This window comes from Pseudonocardia ailaonensis, assembly GCF_039531635.1.
GTDB classification, from domain to species: domain Bacteria; phylum Actinomycetota; class Actinomycetes; order Mycobacteriales; family Pseudonocardiaceae; genus Pseudonocardia; species Pseudonocardia ailaonensis.
This window is the reverse complement of sequence record NZ_BAAAQK010000005.1, coordinates 138,645-154,025: the sequence shown is the minus strand read 5'-3', so window position 1 is coordinate 154,025 and position 15,381 is coordinate 138,645. Positions and strand designations below refer to the sequence as shown.

General features: G+C 67.5%; 14 protein-coding genes, 1 tRNA gene and 2 pseudogenes. 14 read left to right on the top strand and 3 right to left on the bottom strand.

From position 1 onward, the window contains the following. The first annotated feature begins 152 nt into the window (after positions 1–152). Together ABD324_RS09315 and ABD324_RS09310 are read left to right on the top strand one after the other, a co-directional pair. Positions 153–1,310 (top strand): radical SAM protein, encoded by a 1,158-nt coding sequence (locus tag ABD324_RS09315; protein WP_344414575.1) that lies wholly within the window; start codon positions 153–155, stop codon positions 1,308–1,310. Next, positions 1,303–2,754 (top strand): hypothetical protein, encoded by a 1,452-nt coding sequence (locus ABD324_RS09310; protein WP_344414574.1) that lies wholly within the window; start codon positions 1,303–1,305, stop codon positions 2,752–2,754. The genes ABD324_RS09315 and ABD324_RS09310 overlap by 8 nt, the downstream gene beginning before the upstream one ends. On the opposite strand, the gene ABD324_RS09305 is transcribed toward ABD324_RS09310, so the two are convergent. Beyond that, on the bottom strand, positions 2,751–3,530 hold the full coding sequence (locus ABD324_RS09305) for an endonuclease/exonuclease/phosphatase family protein (RefSeq protein WP_344414573.1): 780 nt from the start codon (positions 3,528–3,530) through the stop codon (positions 2,751–2,753). The two genes, ABD324_RS09310 and ABD324_RS09305, sit on opposite strands and share 4 nt — an antisense overlap. A 781-nt stretch (positions 3,531–4,311) precedes the next feature. On the opposite strand from ABD324_RS09305, the gene ABD324_RS09300 reads away from it, so the two are divergent. The 6 genes and pseudogenes from ABD324_RS09300 to ABD324_RS09280 all read left to right on the top strand — a co-directional run bounded on the left by ABD324_RS09300 (position 4,312) and on the right by ABD324_RS09280 (position 7,684). Further along, positions 4,312–4,449, top strand: a complete 138-nt coding sequence (locus ABD324_RS09300) for a transposase (RefSeq protein WP_344414572.1) — start codon at positions 4,312–4,314, stop codon at positions 4,447–4,449. A gap of 146 nt (positions 4,450–4,595) precedes the next feature. Beyond that, a pseudogene (locus ABD324_RS09295) lies at positions 4,596–4,880 on the top strand (IS3 family transposase); the annotation flags it as partial. Positions 4,881–5,036: 156 nt separating this feature from the next. Continuing rightward, positions 5,037–5,300, top strand: a pseudogene (locus ABD324_RS09290) (IS30 family transposase); the annotation flags it as partial. A gap of 931 nt (positions 5,301–6,231) precedes the next feature. Continuing rightward, positions 6,232–6,528 carry an HNH endonuclease signature motif containing protein gene (locus tag ABD324_RS37155; protein WP_425565772.1) on the top strand — a complete coding sequence of 99 codons (297 nt, stop codon included), beginning with the start codon at positions 6,232–6,234 and terminating at the stop codon, positions 6,526–6,528. A 153-nt stretch (positions 6,529–6,681) separates the two neighbouring features. Beyond that, positions 6,682–7,434, top strand: coding sequence for a protein rep (locus tag ABD324_RS09285; RefSeq protein WP_344414569.1), 753 nt, complete (start codon positions 6,682–6,684; stop codon positions 7,432–7,434). Continuing rightward, positions 7,406–7,684: a hypothetical protein gene (locus ABD324_RS09280; protein WP_344414567.1), complete on the top strand. Its 279-nt coding sequence runs from the start codon at positions 7,406–7,408 to the stop codon at positions 7,682–7,684. The genes ABD324_RS09285 and ABD324_RS09280 overlap by 29 nt, the downstream gene beginning before the upstream one ends. A 66-nt stretch (positions 7,685–7,750) precedes the next feature. Here ABD324_RS09280 and ABD324_RS09275 read toward each other — a convergent pair. After that, a tRNA-Thr gene (locus tag ABD324_RS09275) sits at positions 7,751–7,825 on the bottom strand. A gap of 68 nt (positions 7,826–7,893) precedes the next feature. On the opposite strand from ABD324_RS09275, the gene ABD324_RS09270 reads away from it, so the two are divergent. The 3 genes from ABD324_RS09270 to otsB are packed head-to-tail and all read left to right on the top strand — an operon-like array spanning position 7,894 to position 11,553. Next, on the top strand, positions 7,894–9,330 hold the full coding sequence (locus ABD324_RS09270) for a threonine/serine exporter family protein (RefSeq protein WP_344414565.1): 1,437 nt from the start codon (positions 7,894–7,896) through the stop codon (positions 9,328–9,330). A gap of 34 nt (positions 9,331–9,364) precedes the next feature. Continuing rightward, on the top strand, positions 9,365–10,786 hold the full coding sequence (locus tag ABD324_RS09265; protein ID WP_344414562.1) for an alpha,alpha-trehalose-phosphate synthase (UDP-forming): 1,422 nt from the start codon (positions 9,365–9,367) through the stop codon (positions 10,784–10,786). After that, positions 10,783–11,553, top strand: a complete 771-nt coding sequence (otsB, locus tag ABD324_RS09260) for a trehalose-phosphatase (protein ID WP_344414560.1) — start codon at positions 10,783–10,785, stop codon at positions 11,551–11,553. The genes ABD324_RS09265 and otsB overlap by 4 nt, the downstream gene beginning before the upstream one ends. A 31-nt stretch (positions 11,554–11,584) precedes the next feature. On the opposite strand, the gene ABD324_RS09255 is transcribed toward otsB, so the two are convergent. Further along, positions 11,585–12,688 (bottom strand): LacI family DNA-binding transcriptional regulator, encoded by a 1,104-nt coding sequence (locus ABD324_RS09255; protein WP_344414558.1) that lies wholly within the window; start codon positions 12,686–12,688, stop codon positions 11,585–11,587. 122 nt (positions 12,689–12,810) lie between these two features. On the opposite strand from ABD324_RS09255, the gene ABD324_RS09250 reads away from it, so the two are divergent. The 3 genes from ABD324_RS09250 to ABD324_RS09240 are packed head-to-tail and all read left to right on the top strand — an operon-like array spanning position 12,811 to position 15,379. Continuing rightward, entirely contained in the window at positions 12,811–13,725 is a 915-nt protein-coding gene (locus ABD324_RS09250) for a metal ABC transporter solute-binding protein, Zn/Mn family (RefSeq protein ID WP_344414556.1), read from the top strand. Positions 13,726–13,736: 11 nt separating this feature from the next. Continuing rightward, a complete protein-coding gene (locus tag ABD324_RS09245) occupies positions 13,737–14,537 on the top strand; it encodes a metal ABC transporter ATP-binding protein (RefSeq protein ID WP_344414554.1) in 801 nt (266 codons plus the stop codon). Next, positions 14,537–15,379 carry a metal ABC transporter permease gene (locus ABD324_RS09240; protein WP_344414552.1) on the top strand — a complete coding sequence of 281 codons (843 nt, stop codon included), beginning with the start codon at positions 14,537–14,539 and terminating at the stop codon, positions 15,377–15,379. Before ABD324_RS09245 ends, ABD324_RS09240 begins: the two co-directional genes overlap by 1 nt. Positions 15,380–15,381 lie beyond the last annotated feature (2 nt).

Sequence of the window (15,381 nt, the reverse complement as noted above, 5' to 3'; positions counted from 1 at the left end):
CACGGCTCTGGAACGGCAGAGTACGCCGAAAGAAGTCGTATGACCCGTCAAATCGGGTAGCAGGCAGTCTGTAACGAGCGTTGGTCAGGGATCGACATGTCGGAGCAAGAGGCGCCAGGCACCCGTCCGGCCGTCTACGTAGGAGCGTCTAGGTGACCCTTGCACGTGCGAAGCGTGACCTCGACCCGAGCGTCGAGGGGTCCGCACCTGCAGTTCTCACCGAGGACGCGATCCGCGCCTCAGCGCGACTCCGAGTCTCACTCACAAGTAAATGCAACTTTCGGTGCTTTTTCTGCCATAATGAAGGTCAGTCTGAGGATGAAGGTCCATCGCTGAGCATCGCTGACTACGGGCGCATAGCGAACGCATGCTCCTTGGCCGGGATCGACAGAGTCAAGCTCACAGGCGGCGAACCCTTGATATACAAATCAGGACAGTCGACCATCGTGGACCTGGTACGAACCTTCAGAGAGGCGTATGGGCGAAACTCGTTGGACCTGTCTATCACGTCCAACGGTTGGCATCTATCGAAATATGTCGAGCAGCTCGCGGATGCTGGCCTTAACCGAGCGACTATCAGCCTCAGCAGCCTAGATCGCGCCACTCATTCAAACCTCATTCAGGGAAGAGAGGGGTCCCCCTCCCTGATCTTGCAGAATATTGAGAAAGCAGTCGCAGCCAATCTCTCACCCGTCAAGGTCAACACAGTGATCTTTGCGGACGGCGTGACCGGGCCAGGCAATCTAACCGAGTTGCCCGAAATTATTCGGCGAACACGAGATGTAGGTGTCTCCGAGCTTCGCGTCTACCCTATCATTAATTATACCCAGAAGTTGCGGCAGCACTCGAGCGAACGCTACCAGTACTGGGACCGCGAGGTAGTCGAGCTGATCAGCTCGGGTATAGAGCAATGCGCGGGAGTCGCCGATGTGGATCAAGCGCGCAATATCTTGTCAGGTGTCGTAGATGGTGATTTCGACTCCATTGCGGCTTCCTCTCGCTTCACTCTCTTCATCCCGGCTGGCGAAGGTTTTCGCATCGCGCTAAACATGATGTCGGCCTTCCGCACAACGGATGGAGGCTGCAGCGCATGCCGGGATCCGCAATCTTGCCAGGAGGGGATGTACTCCCTCCGACTCTCCACAGGGGGCGACTTTCGCGCTTGTTTGAATGCGGATCCGTACGCATCTCTTAGTGAACTTGCTTCTGGCACCATGACCGACTCTGATCTCAACGAGACTGTCGCGGCCGCGCGAGAAGAATTTGTGCGGCAGCATCAGACCGGTCTCACCATCGCGCGAGGTGCCTGACGCCCGCATGACGACATCCCCGCATCTGCAGCTCGGCCGATTCCAGAGCTCCGTTGTTTTCGCTTTAGACCTCGCCCATTTGACAAAAAAAGATCCGCGAGTACGGGGCAAGCTCCAGGAGAAGCGCGCCACCGAGGAACTCTCGCGGCAGATCTCTTCCTGCTTCACCGGAAACGCCGACACATTCAAGAACTGGGTCGACGAGCGATCACGGATCGCGGATCGTATGGATGAGTCGGACCGAAATGGCGGCAAGAAGGTCTGGACTCAGCGATTCCTGGATCGCCACACGTCAATTATCTTAACAGACCTCCAGACGCTATCAATTGATGGTCGTACAGTTCAGGTCAACAGCAGCATGCGACAGCCTGGTGGCGGATTCGCAGATGGCACGCTGTCGGCCGTCGATTATAGGATCACCCGCGAAGGCATCCTGGTAGCTACTTACACCGCCGATTTCGACGCACGAAGTCATGAGATACGAGGCGCGATCGACACGCTGGCTAAGTTCCGTAGCGCCAGCTTCCAGACATACCGGACGTGGTTGATCGAGTTCTTTAGCGATGAGAATCGTCGAAATCTTCTAGCCACAACATTGGGCCTTGCGATGCGACCCCCTTCGGAGATCGGCCAAGACGAACTCCGAGGACTTACTCATTTTCATTCCTTTATCTTAGTTGAAGGTTTCACCTCAGCCGACACTGGTCCCGCATCAGCGACAATCGAGAAAGTCTCACGATCCGCGGAGCTCGCAGAAATCCTCAATGAAGCTACCTGGTTTAGCTCATATGCGTCCCAGTACCGCCAGGAAGTGGGAGATAAGCAGATCGGATACCGCTCCGACGAGATCTATGTAACGGATAGACGCACGACCGTTGTCGTATCTGAGCGGTTCTGGGTAGACGACGATCCTCTCAAGTTCTATCGCGCGGACCTACTTCAGGTTATTGAGCACCACATTTCCCGACTAGCTCTGATGACACAGATGTCCGAATACTTCGGCGACAGCCATGAGTTGCGCCCGCTGACAGTGGAGCCGGCCGGTGCCTTGCCGCTCGTCCTCGCCGGGCGCGACAACGTGACGTTGCTACACGATTCTTTAAACTATGGACTCTTAGTTCGACATGGCTTCACTCGTCTGTTTGCGTCACAGCTTCGGGAAGAAATGGGATTTCCCGAATCCCTTGGCGTAATAGAAAAGAGAGTAGCCGATCTGAGCGAGGCGATCAGCCTCAAATCTTCGGTAACGTCAGCAAGCAATTCAGGCAAACTTGCCGCACGGGGCAACAAGCTACAGACCATATCTCTCATAACGGCCGTCATTGCGCTTCTAGCTTCCATCGCAATTGGAATTGTTACTCTCCTTCAGCCGAGAGACGCTGCAATCCCACCTCAGCCGACACCTTCAGTTAGCACTCCGACACCCGGACCCGCGGGGCCCTAGGAAGCCGCGCTCCTAGCATTCCGGATCTGGAAGTCTGCCATGCAGTACGAGTGGTCAGACCGTGTCGGAAGCACCCGATCTCCGATGATCTTCAATGACTCACTACTAAGAATGAAGTCATGTTGAGCACCCGACGGCTTAGTCGGCGATCTGAAAGCCAGCGAGAAGCTTCCCTCACCCAGACTATCGCCCAGAAGGGTCTCAGGCTCGGGATAATTTAGATCCATCGCCGCCACCGAGTTCCTCTGGCTCAGCCCGAACAGCTCGTTCCTCAACATTTGCCACACAGGCCGAAATGACGCTTTGGTCGCCGCCGTCCTGAACCGGTGCAATGGAAAGCAGTGAGCATTTAGGACATCAAGTTCTATGTCCCCTTCAAGCTGAACCCTGCTCACAATGTAGCCTTTGTCATGAAGCTTCCACGGGCGGAAATCGGGGCCAACCGCTTCAAGCTCGAAACGCGGAAACAGTCTAAACCTTGTATCCGAAATGGGGAAGCGCGAGAGCGTGGCAATTGACAGCCACGCATCATCTGCAAGGTGAGATCGACTGAGCCGTTGCGAAACGCAGTGCGCGAATCCTGCTGCTTTGGCGATTTGTATTGCCTGCCCTGGTGTCCCGTCCACGAATTCGTGGGCCTCCTGGAGGCAAAGAATATCCGGCCTCTCAGCCTCGATCAGGTCGATGTAGTAGTGGAGTGACGGCTGCCCGTTGCGTTGATGAGACTTACCAAGGATTGCCCCACCTATATTCCAAGATCCCACGGATATTTGCACCGGGCGATGCTAGATGACGGTCTTGCGAGTTTGCAGCCTGTTAGCCCATCAGAACCAACCGTGAGACAGAGTCCTGCCTAGCGTCACACGGTTGGCCGCACGCCCCGTTCGCCAGCACGCACGTGGCGGCACTTCGCAACTACGCCGAACTCGATTTACCGCATGTCGAATCACTGGGCAACGCCATCATTTGATGTTGTAGCCGTGCGCCTTTGAGTCAACCGGCAGCCCAATAGGCCAAAAGGGTGACCCAGGCCTATTGGTCCGTTCACTGCGCGTCAAGACGGTACTCTGACTCTAGCCATCAGGGGGCCCGCGTCATGTCGAAGCTGTTCAGTACTTCAGGAGATCCAGTCGGCAGCGTCACGTCGCATGGCGCCGTCTTTGACCGCAGAGGCCGGCGTCGCGGGACCGTCAGCGTACGGGGCATCGTGCTCGATGCTGAGGGCGCGCCGGTCGGCTCCGTCACATCGCGTGGCACGGTGGCAACTCGTGACGGTCAACGGGTTGGCACTGTCACGGCGCGGGGAACGGTGGCTGACAGCGCAGGGCACCGTGTCGGTTCCGTGGCCGGAGAGCCAGCAAGTGGCGGAGGAGCTGCGCTCCTCCTTCTGCTAGTCGAGGCGGATACATAGCGCACCTAGATGTGTGGCTGACGATGGTCGGTGACGGGCTGGGCCTGAGTCTTGGCTAGCAGTCTCTCGTAGGGGTCTTGACCTTGCCCCGCTTGGACGGATTCCGACCTTTGGGTCGGCGGTAGCCGGCTAGGCAGGATGTCGTTGTGCCTGCTCCTCATCCGCCGGAGTTCCGGCAGCGCGCGGTCGAGCTCGCCCGTCTCGGCGAGCGGCCGGTGCGCGAGGTCGCGCAGAGTCTCGGGATCAGCGAGTCGTGCCTGCGCAACTGGATGCGCCAGGACTAGATCGACACCGGCCAGCGGCCGGGCCTGAGCACCGACGAGCGCTCCGAGCTGACCGAGCTGCGTCGAGAGAAGCGCCGCCTCGAGCTGAAGAACGAGATCCTCAAACGAGCGGCCGCCTACTTCACCAGGGAAAACGTCCTCCCAGAATGATCTACCCGGTGGTGCGGGAGCTCGCTCGCGACGGCGTCCCGGTCACCTGCCGGGTCCTGGGTGTGTCCACCAGCGGCTACTACGACTGGCGCGACCGCCCGATGAGTGAGCGGGTGCGTTCGGACCTGCAGCTGGTCGAGATTATCCGCCAAGTTCATGACAGGTCACGGCAGACCTACGGGTCACCGCGGGTGCATGCCGAGCTGCGGCTGGGACGCGATATCCGGGTGGGGCGCAAACGCGTGGAGCGGCTCATGCGTGAGCACCACATCGTCTCGGTGCATCGCCGGACGCGGCGGGGGCTGCACCTGGCGCGACCCGGACTCAGACTCCGCGCCGGAGGACCTGGTCAACCGCCGCTTCGTCGCCGCCCGGCCAGACGCGTTGTAGGTCTCCGACATCACCCAGCACCGCACCGAGCAGGGCTGGGTCTCCTGCACGTGCAGGAGCGGCTCGCCGGGAGCGTGCGCCGGACGGACGGTAGCGTCGTCGTGGGGCCGCAGCCGCCGGCATGGAAGGGGCTGAACAAGCCGCATGGGCAGGATCGACGGTGGGCGACTGCGTGGAGTCCGGAGCAGATCTCGCACCGGTTGAAGCTCGATTTCGCGGATGATGGGTCCATGCGCATCAGCCACGAGGCGATCTACCAGTCGCTGTTCATCCAGGGCGTGGCGCTCAAACGCGAACTCGTCTCCTGCCTGGGCTGCTGAGCTTCTGAGGCTGAGACTCCGTGACCCTGGGCTCCTCACTGACGAGGAGCTAAGACGGGCTGTAGACGGCGTGGTGGTCGACAGGGAGGCCGTTGGGCCTGACTGGATGCCCCGCCTGATCCGTGCGGCCAGGGACCCCCTGGGCCTGGACTGGAAGCAACTCTCAGACCTGAGTGGCTACCCACTTCCAACGACGTTCAGCCTTGCCCGCCGGGCTCTACGTTGAAGGCCCGGCTTCGTGACGCTCCCCGTCACGCCTGAGACCTAGCGTCGACGGCGCATCGCAAGGATGGGTCCGATAAAGATCCAGAATCCGCCGGTGATTACCGTCATGAATGCGTGGAACCAGAATCCGTGGCGGCGGCGCGTACCGCCAACATTCATGGTCTGATTCATTGTAGGCGAGACCGTGACGTTGATATTTGGTGGCGCGTACATCGGCTGCGGTGCCGGGCTTTGCTGCTGCTGGTAGCCGTAAATGTAGGGCTGGCCGTCAGGAACGGCAGGACGCTGCTCATGGCGCGTCGGCTGTGGCGAGGGGCGCCACTGCTGCGGGGATGTCACTTCTAGTGGTCGGGAAGTCACAATGTTGTGTTACCGGCTGAAGAGCTTCCTCCGTCGTTTCGGCGGTGAAGCCCTGGCACGGGCGCGGTAGGTCCCGCACCTCCGAGCGGGACCGGCGGCCGATACGCCAACCGTGCGGGGCCTGCCGCGGTCGTGCTAGCCCTCGTGGGCCGGAACGATGGGGGAAGCGGGGGCTACCTCCGGAGTGAGGCCCGGGGTCTGGGGCTGGAAGCCCGGGATCTCTCTGTCGGTCCCCCACAACACCCCTGGAGCGTTCTCCAAGGTGGATACCCGGAGCTCCCCCACGCCGGCCGGTAGGGGGCGAACAACAACTCACCCCTGACAGGAGGGTTCATCAGTGGGCTGGTCTACGTCCGATCGCAAGGATCGGCTTCCCTCGGACTGGCACGCCATCCGTGCCGAATGCTTCCGGCTGAATGGTCGGCGCTGCCTCCTGGCCCTCCCTGGCGTCTGTACGGAACGGGCTACTCAGGTGGACCACATCCGGCCAAGGCCGGACCACTCTCAGGACAATCTCCGCCCCGTGTGCCCTGAGTGCCACGGCCGGAAGTCATCCGGCGAAGGGATATCGAAGCGGACAACCATGCGAGCCAGGCGGCATCGGCCCGCTGGTCGTCATCCGGGCTTCGGCTGACCGGACCAACCGCGTGGAACTGTTAGCTATCGGACGCGGCGCCGAGGGAGCCGCCGGGACGCCTTCGTGATGCGCCGTCGCCTCCAGAGCTTCACCGGGCTTGACCGCCTGAAGGCGTGCGGCCGAGTGCCGGTCAACCCCGAGGGTGGTCCCGTGCTGAGGCTGTCTGAGACGGCTGAGGGTCGCCGGGCGGGCGTGGCCGGTCTGATGGCTTGTGGATCTCCCTGGGCGTGCCCCGTGTGCGCCCGCAGGATCGCCGGTAGGCGCGCCTCCGACGTCGCTGAGGTACTGACGGCTGTAGAGCGTTCCCAGGGCAGTGCAGGGCTTCTGACACTCACGATGAGGCATTCGAGGAAGGACACGCTGAGGGACATGTGGGCGGCTCTGTCGGCCGCCTGGGGCTCGGTGACCTCTGGTCGCGGTTGGGTGAAGGATCAGGAGGTCTTCGGCATCCGGGGATGGATCAGGACGACCGAGTACACCCACAGCCCCGAGACGGGGCATCACCTAGACGTCCACGCCGTGATCGTGTTCGAGGACCGGTTGTCCCGGGACCTGATGGAGGAGGCGGGCTACCGCGCCTTCGAGCGCTGGGAACGTGCTCTCACCCGCAAGGGCTTCTCCGCCATCGCGGACAAGGGCGGGCTGGATATGCGCCCGATCGTCCTCACGGCCGACAGCATCGAGCAGGTGGCCGAGTACGTCAGCAAAGCCGCTTTCGAGGTGACCAGCACCCACACGAAGAGGGTCGAGGGAACAGCCGTTCGGCGTTCGAGATCCTGGCCGATGCCTGCCAGGGGGAGGCCGAGTCCATCGAACTGTGGTGGCTCTGGGAAGCCGCATCGCTCGGAAAAAAACGGTCACGTACAGCAGAGGGTTGAGGGAGTGGGCCGGTGTCGGCCGTGAGGAATCCGACGAAGAGATCGTGGAGACGGACATGGGTGGTGAGGATCAGCTAGCTCTTCCGGCCGAGACCTGGGAGGCCATCCGCGACGACGTCGCTGACCTTCTGGACGCCGCAGAGATCGGCGGGGTGGAGGCCGCCGAGAAGTGGCTTCAGTCCCGGGGGCTGAAGTACAGCCGGTGTAGCTCAGAGGGAGGGCTGAGTGCCCGGACCGCAGGGAGGACACGGGTCGAGAGGATCGATAGGCGGTAGGTCTTCAGACCTACCGTCCGCCCCCTCGGAAGGGGTGCGGTAGCGTTCCCCCTGGTCAGAGGGGTGTGGAGCCGGAGGTCGGGATCGAACCGACGACCTACCGCTTACAAGGCGGTTGCTCTACCACTGAGCTACACCGGCGTGGGCGTCATCCTAAAGGGCCTCCACCCCGTCCTCCGGCAGCGGCCGGGCGATGGCAGCCTGACACCGTGGTGGACGAGCTGAACCCCGCGGAGCGGCTGGCGAACCGGCTGCGGGCGACGCTGCGCCGCGATGCCCGGAAGCTGCTCTCCCCGGGGCCGCCGACGCTGCCCATGCTCATGGTCGGGCCCGAGGTGCCGGACGACGCGCGGGTGCAGGAGGTGCTCGACTTCTGCATGCGGGTCGGGGAGGTGCAGCTCTCCAGCGGGGAGAGCGTCGCCGTGGTCACCGATCTGATGTTGCGGCTCGCGGAGGCGTGCGGGTTGCCGGCGGTGGACGTCGACATCACCTTCACCTCCATCACGATCTGCTGCCACCGCGGCAACGTCGCCTCGCCCGTGACCTCGATGCGGCTGGTCCGCTACCGCACTCTGGACCTGACCAGGCTCGGGGCGGTCGACGCCGTCGTCGAGGACCTGGAGGCCGGGCGGACGGACCTGCGGCGGGCCTCGCCGAGGCTGACCGAGGCGATCGAGCGGCGCCATCCGTACCCGCGCTGGACCGCGACCGCCGGGTGGGGCCTGCTGGCCGGCGCGGTCGCGGTGCTGCTCGGCGGCGGGGCGGTCACGGCCGTCACCGCGTTCCTCGTGACCGGTGCGATCGACCGGGTGGGGCGGCTGCTGTCCCGGTGGGGCCTGCCGGCCTTCTTCCTGCAGGTCGTGGGGGGTCTGCTGGCCACGACCGTCACCATCGGGCTGTTCGCGACGGGCGTGCTGCCGCCGGGTACCCGGCCGTCGCTGGTGGTGGCGGCGAGCATCACGGTGCTGCTGTCCGGGCTGTCCGTGGTCGGCACGGTGCAGGACGCGATCTCCGGCTACTACGTGACGTCGGCGGGCCGGGTCGCGGAGGTCGCGCTGCTGTCCGCGGGGCTGCTGGTCGGCGTGGTGCTGGGGCTGAAGTTCGGGTTCACCGTGGGCGTCGCGCTCGACGTGGCGGGCACCGTGTCCGTCAGCGCGGGCCGGTTCGGGTTGTCCGTCGTCCTCGGTGCCGTGGGTGCGGCCGGATACGCGCTGGCGGGGTACGCGCCGCTGCGGTCGCTGGCCGTCGCGGCGATGGCCGGGGCGATCGGCTGGGGCGTGTACAGCGGGCTGAACTCGTACGTCGGGATCGGGGCGATCGCGGCGACGGGGATCGCGGCGATCGTCGTCGGCGCCGGGGCGGGCCTGCTGCGGCGCACGTCGCAGGTGCCGTCGCTGGTCGTGACGCTCGCCGGCATCACGCCGCTGCTGCCGGGTCTCACGGCGTACCGCGGCTTCTACCAGCTCGCCGTCGAGGGGCTCTCCGAAGGGCTCGCGACCGTGACCCTGGCCCTGGCGACGGGCCTCGCGCTGGCCGCGGGGGTGACGTTCGGCGAGTTCGTCACCGGCCCCCGGCGCCGGAGCGGGAGTGCGGCGACCGTCACCGAGGGGTCCTCGCAGCCCGCGAACCCGCCCTCCGGTCAGTAGGGTCGCGGGCAGCACCGGCGCAGGAGGATCACCCGTGACCCGCAGCAGCACGTCCGAGCTTCCCCCGCCCGATTTCGTCGTCGTGGCCAACCGGCTGCCCGTCGACCTCGAGAAGCTGCCGGACGGCGGCCGCCGCTGGAAGCGCAGCCCCGGCGGCCTGGTCACGGCGCTGGAGCCGATGCTGCGGGCCCGGGACGGCGCGTGGATCGGCTGGCCCGGCATCCCGGACGTCGACGACGTCGCCCCCCTGGTCGAGGACGGCCTGCAGCTGCACCCGGTCAACCTGACGGCGGCCGAGGTCGAGAACTACTACGAGGGCTTCTCCAACGGGACGCTCTGGCCGCTCTACCACGACGTCGTCGCCCCGCCGGCCTTCCACCGGCACTGGTGGCAGGCCTACGTGGCGGTCAACCAGCGCTTCGCCGACCACACCGCGAAGGTCGCCGCCGACGGCGCGACGGTGTGGATCCAGGACTACCAGCTGCAGCTCATGCCGGGGATGCTCCGCGAGCTGCGGCCGGACCTCAAGATCGGCTTCTTCCTGCACATCCCGTTCCCGCCCACCGAGCTGTTCATGCAGCTGCCGTGGCGGTCCGCGATCGTCGAGGGCCTGCTCGGTGCGGACGTGATCGGCTTCCACACCGCGGGCGGGGTCCGGAACTTCCGCTGGCTGGCGACGCACATCGCGAACGCCGGGCCCGTGCGCAGCCGCAACGAGCTGACCGTCGGGCGCCGCACCGTCAAGCTCGGGGCCTTCCCGATCTCCATCGACTCCGCGCAGCTCGACGCGCTCTCCCGCACCGACGAGGTCGGGAAGCGGGCCGCGCAGATCCGCGAGGACCTCGGCAACCCGAAGAAGATCATCCTGGGCGTCGACCGGCTCGACTACACCAAGGGCATCGACGTGCGGCTGCGCGCCTTCCACGAGCTGCTGACCGAGCACCGCGTGCAGGTCGAGGACGCCGTCATGATCCAGCTCGCGACGCCGAGCCGGGAGCGCGTCGAGCTCTACCAGCGGATGCGCGACGACATCGAGATGTCGGTCGGGCGGATCAACGGCGAGTACGCCCACGTCGGCCACCCGGCCGTCCACTACCTCCACCAGTCGCTGCCACGCGACGAGCTGGCGGCGTTCTTCCTGGCCGCCGACGTCATGCTGGTGACGCCGCTGCGGGACGGGATGAACCTCGTCGCCAAGGAGTACGTGGCCTGTCGGCACGACAACGGCGGCGTCCTCGTCCTGTCCGAGTTCGCCGGGGCGGCCGTCGAGCTGACCAGTGCGCTGCTGGTCAACCCGCACGACACGGACGGCGTCAAGAACACGCTCTACGCGGCGCTCACGATGGCGCCCGAGGAGGGCCGCAAACGGATGCGCACGCTGCGCAAACAGGTCATGACGCACGACGTCGACCGCTGGGCCCGGTCGTTCCTCGAGGCGCTGGGGATGGACACGTGAGCCTCGAGGAGGCCCTCGCGGGCCTCACCGGGACGCTGCTCGTGGCCCTCGACTTCGACGGCGCGCTGGCCCCGATCGTCCCCGTGCCGTCGGATGCGCGGCCGCTGCCCGAGGCCGCCGCCGCGGTCCGGGCGCTGGCCTCCGCACCGGGGACGACCGTGGTGCTGGTGTCCGGCCGCGGGCTCGCGGACCTCGCCGAGGTCTCGGGCTTCGCCGAGCCGGTGCGGATGGTGGGCAGCCACGGCGGCGAGTACGGCCCCGGCCTGGCGTCCGGCGCCGCCGACCTGCTCGACGACGAGCAGCAGGCGCTCAAGGAGAAGCTGACGCTCGCGCTCGTCGACCTGGTGGAGGGCGAGCCGGGCGTGGCGCTGGAGCACAAGCCGGCGGGGGTGGCGGTGCACGTGCGCAACGCCGCGCCGGAGGTCGGCGCCCGGGTGCTCGACGCAGTCCGCGCCGGGCCGGCGACCTGGGAGGGCGTCGACCCGACCGAGGGCAAGGCCGTGATCGACCTCGCCGTGTTGCAGGTCAGCAAGGGGATCGCGGTCGACGCGCTGCGCGAACGGCTCGGCGCGGACGCGGTGTTCTTCGCCGGGGACGACGTGACGGACGAGAGCGTGTTCACCCGGCTGCGGGAGGGGGACGTGGGGGTGAAGGTCGGCGACGGGCCGACCGCGGCCGCGTTCCACGTCGCCGATCCCGCCGCGCTCGCCCGGGTGCTCGCCTCGCTGGCCGCGGCTCGGATCGGCCCGGGCCGACCGGGGTCGTGAGTCATCCCGCCCCCGTCCGGGGCGGGGGCACTCACCAGCCCGAGAAGAAGCGCTCCACGGGGACGGCGGGGCCGCTGGTGTCGCGGACGACGAGCTCGGTGGGCAGGACGATCAGCGTGGGGCGGTTGCGTTCGCCGCGTTCGAGGAGCAGCTCGCCCGCGACCTGACCCTTGCGGCGGACGGGCTGGCGCACGGTGGTGAGGCCCACGCGCTCGGCCTCGGGGACGCCGTCGAACCCGGTGATCGTCAGCCGGCCGGGGACCTCGATCCGGGCCTCCGCCGCGTGCTGGAGGGCCCCGATGGCCAGGACGTCCGACGTGCAGACCAGGGCCGTGACCTCGGGATGGGCGGCGAGCAGCTCGGCCGCGGCGGTCGCCCCGGCCTCCGGGCTGTGGTCGTAGCGCTCGTACACCGGGACGGTGGACCAGTCCACGCCGGCCTCGGCGAACGCGTCCCGGACCCCGCCCAGCCGTTCCCGCTGCACCGGGTAGGAGCTGGCCTCCTGGCGGGGGATGTCCGCGCGGCCGTCGTAGCGGTGCGGGCCCAGGCGCATGCAGAGGACGCCGATCCGGCGGTGCCCCAGCGAGGTGAGGTGGCGGCCGAGCGCGCGCATGCCCTCCCGGTCGTCGACGCTCACGCGGTCCACGCCCTCGACGCCGACCGGCTGGTCGCACACCACGGTGGGCACCGGGCGTTCCAGCACCGCGCGGAAATGCGGGTCGTCCTCGCTCACGGAGTAGACGACGAACCCGTCCACACCGGCCTGGTGCACCGCCGCGACGTCCGCGTGCTCGGGGCTGACGGGGACGAGCAGCAGCCCCTGGCCCGCCTGCTCGCAGGCCAGGGCGAGACCTTCGAGGAAGCCGGTGGCCACCGGGTCCCGGAAGGCGTACGAGAGCGCTTCGGTGAGCAGCAGCCCCACGGCGCCCGCGCGACGGGTGCGCAGCGACCGCGCGACCGGGTCCGGGCCCGGGTAGCCGAGCCGGCGCGCGGCCTCGAGCACCTTCTCCCGCAGGGGCGCCGAGAGCTGGTCCGGCCGGTTGTACGCGTTGGAGACGGTGGTGCGGGAGACACCCAGTTCCGCCGCGAGCGACGCGAGCGTCGCCGGGCGACGCACGTGGGGCGGGCCGGTCATTCCTCGAACGGTAGCCGGATGTGACGCGACCCCGGTAGGCCGTACCCCGACCACCCGCTAGAGTGAACTGACAACGGTTTTCAATACAAATATGCGCACACGCTGATACGGAGCACGCACGCATGAACCCCCGCCTCCCGATCGCCGTCCTCGCGGGCGCGGCGACCCTGCTGCTCGCGGCCTGCTCGTCGGGCGCCACCACCACCCCGGCGGCCGCGGCCGGCGACAAGATCGCCGTCGTCGCCTCCACGGACGTCTACGGCTCGATCGTCGCCGCGGTCGGCGGCGACCGGGTGGAGGTCAGGTCGCTGATCGACGGCCCGAACGCCGACCCCCACGAGTACGAGTCCACCCCGGCCGACGCGGCGGCGGTCGCGCGGGCCACGCTCGTCGTGGTCAACGGCGGTGGGTACGACGACTTCGCCACCAAGATCGTCGACTCGACCGGGACGAAGCCCGTGGTGATCGACGCCGTCGCCCTCTCCGGGCTGCGGAAGCCCGGCGAGACCGAGTTCAACGAGCACGTCTGGTACGACCTGGGGACCGTCCGCACGGTGGCCGCGGAGATCGCGAAGGACCTCGCCGCCGCCTCCCCCGCCGACGCCGCGACCTTCACCGCCAACGCCCAGCGCTTCGGCACCGACCTCGACGGCCTGCAGCAGAAGATCGCCGCCATCAAGGCGGCCCACGACGGCCAGCGGATCGCCGTGACCGAGCCGGTGCCGCTCTACCTGACCGAGGCCGCGGGCCTGCAGAACGTGACGCCCGAGGCGTTCAGCGAGGCCGTGGAGGAGGGCAACGACCCGCCCGCGGCCGTGCTCGCCCAGACCCTCGCGATCTTCCCGGGGGTCAAGGCACTCGTCGCCAACAGCCAGACCGAGAGCCCGTCGACCACGCAGGTGGAGAACGCGGCCAAGGCCGCCGGGGTGCCCGTCGTCGCGGTGAGCGAGACCCTGCCGGCCGGCGTCACCTCCTACGTCGCCTGGCAGTCGGCGCAGCTCGACGCCCTGGCGGGAGCCCTGAACAGCGCGGCATGAAGAATGGGGCGATGACCACCACGCCTGCCGTCGCCCTGCGGGGCGCGCGGGTGGCCTTCGGGCGGCGCGTGCTGTGGGAGAGCCTGGACCTCGAGGTCGCGCCGGGCGAGTTCCTGGCGGTCCTCGGCCCCAACGGCTCGGGGAAGACGACGTTGCTGCGCGTGCTGCTCGGCCTGCAGGAGCTCGACGCCGGCGAGGCCCGGATCGGCGGCGCGCCCGTGCGGCGCGGGGCCGGGGACGTCGGGTACATCCCGCAGCAGAAGGCGCTCGCCGAGGACCTGCCGCTGCGCGGCGCCGACCTCGTCGGGCTCGGGTTCGACGGCCACCGCTACGGCCTGGGCCTGCGCGGACGCGCCGTGCGCCGGCGCCGGGTCGCCGAGGCGCTCGCCGCGGTCGGCGCGTCGGAGTTCGCGGGCGCCCCCGCCGGGCGGCTGTCGGGCGGCGAGCAGCAACGGCTGCGGGTCGCCCAGGCACTGGTCGGCGATCCCTCCGTGCTGCTCTGCGACGAGCCGCTGCTCTCCCTCGACCTCGCCCACCAGCGGACCGTCAGCCATCTGATCGACGAGCGGCGGCGCAACGCCGCGACGGCCGTGGTCTTCGTGACCCACGAGATCAACCCGATCCTGCCGCTGGTGGACCGGATCCTCTACCTCGTCGACGGCCGGTTCCGGATCGGCACCCCGGACGAGGTCATGCGCTCCGAGGTGCTCTCCGAGCTGTACCGCACGGACGTCGACGTGCTGCGGGTGCAGGACCGGCTCGTCGTCGTCGGCGTCGAGGACCAGCACGCGCACCACGAGGCGCTGGCCTGATGGACCGGATCTTCTCCTTCGCCGGCCTCGGCGACCTGCTCTCGCTGTCCTTCGTGCAGAACGCGTTCGTCGCCGCCGCGCTGCTCGGGCTGGTCGCGGGCGCGCTCGCACCGCTGATCGTGGCGCGCGGGATGGGCTTCGCCGTGCACGGCACCGCGGAGCTGGCCTTCACCGGCGGCGCCGCGGCGCTGCTCGCCGGGATCTCGGTGAGCGTCGGCGCGGTGGTCGGGGCGGTGATCGCCGGGCTGGTGTTCGGTGTACTCGGGCTGCGCCAGCGCGAGCGGGACTCCGTGATCGGCGTGGTGCTCGCCTTCGGGCTCGGCCTGGGCGTCCTGCTGCTCTCGCTGTACTCCGGGAGGGCGTCGAACAAGTTCGGGCTGCTCACGGGCTCGATCGTGTCGGTGGACAGCTCGAACATCTGGGTTCTCGTCAGCGTGACGATCGTGGTGCTGGCGACGCTCGCGGTGATCTACCGGCCGCTGCTGTTCGCCAGCGCGGACCCGGACGTCGCCTCGGCGCGGGGGGTGCCCGCGCGGGTGCTGTCGCCGCTGTTCGCCGTGCTCGTGGCGCTCACGACGGCGCTGGCCGTCCCGATCGTCGGGGCGATCCTGGTGCTGGCGGTGACGATCATCCCCGGCGCCGCCGCGGCACGGGTCACGGCGAGCCCGATGGCCGCGACCCTGCTCGCGATCGGGATCGCGGAGGTCTCGCTGCTCGGCGGCACCCTGCTCAGCCTCGCCCCGGGACTCCCGGTGTCGGGCTACGTGGCGACCATCGCGTTCGTCGCGTACCTGGTCTGCCGCGGCATCGGCCGGGCTCGGGGACAGCTACGAACCTCGTGAGT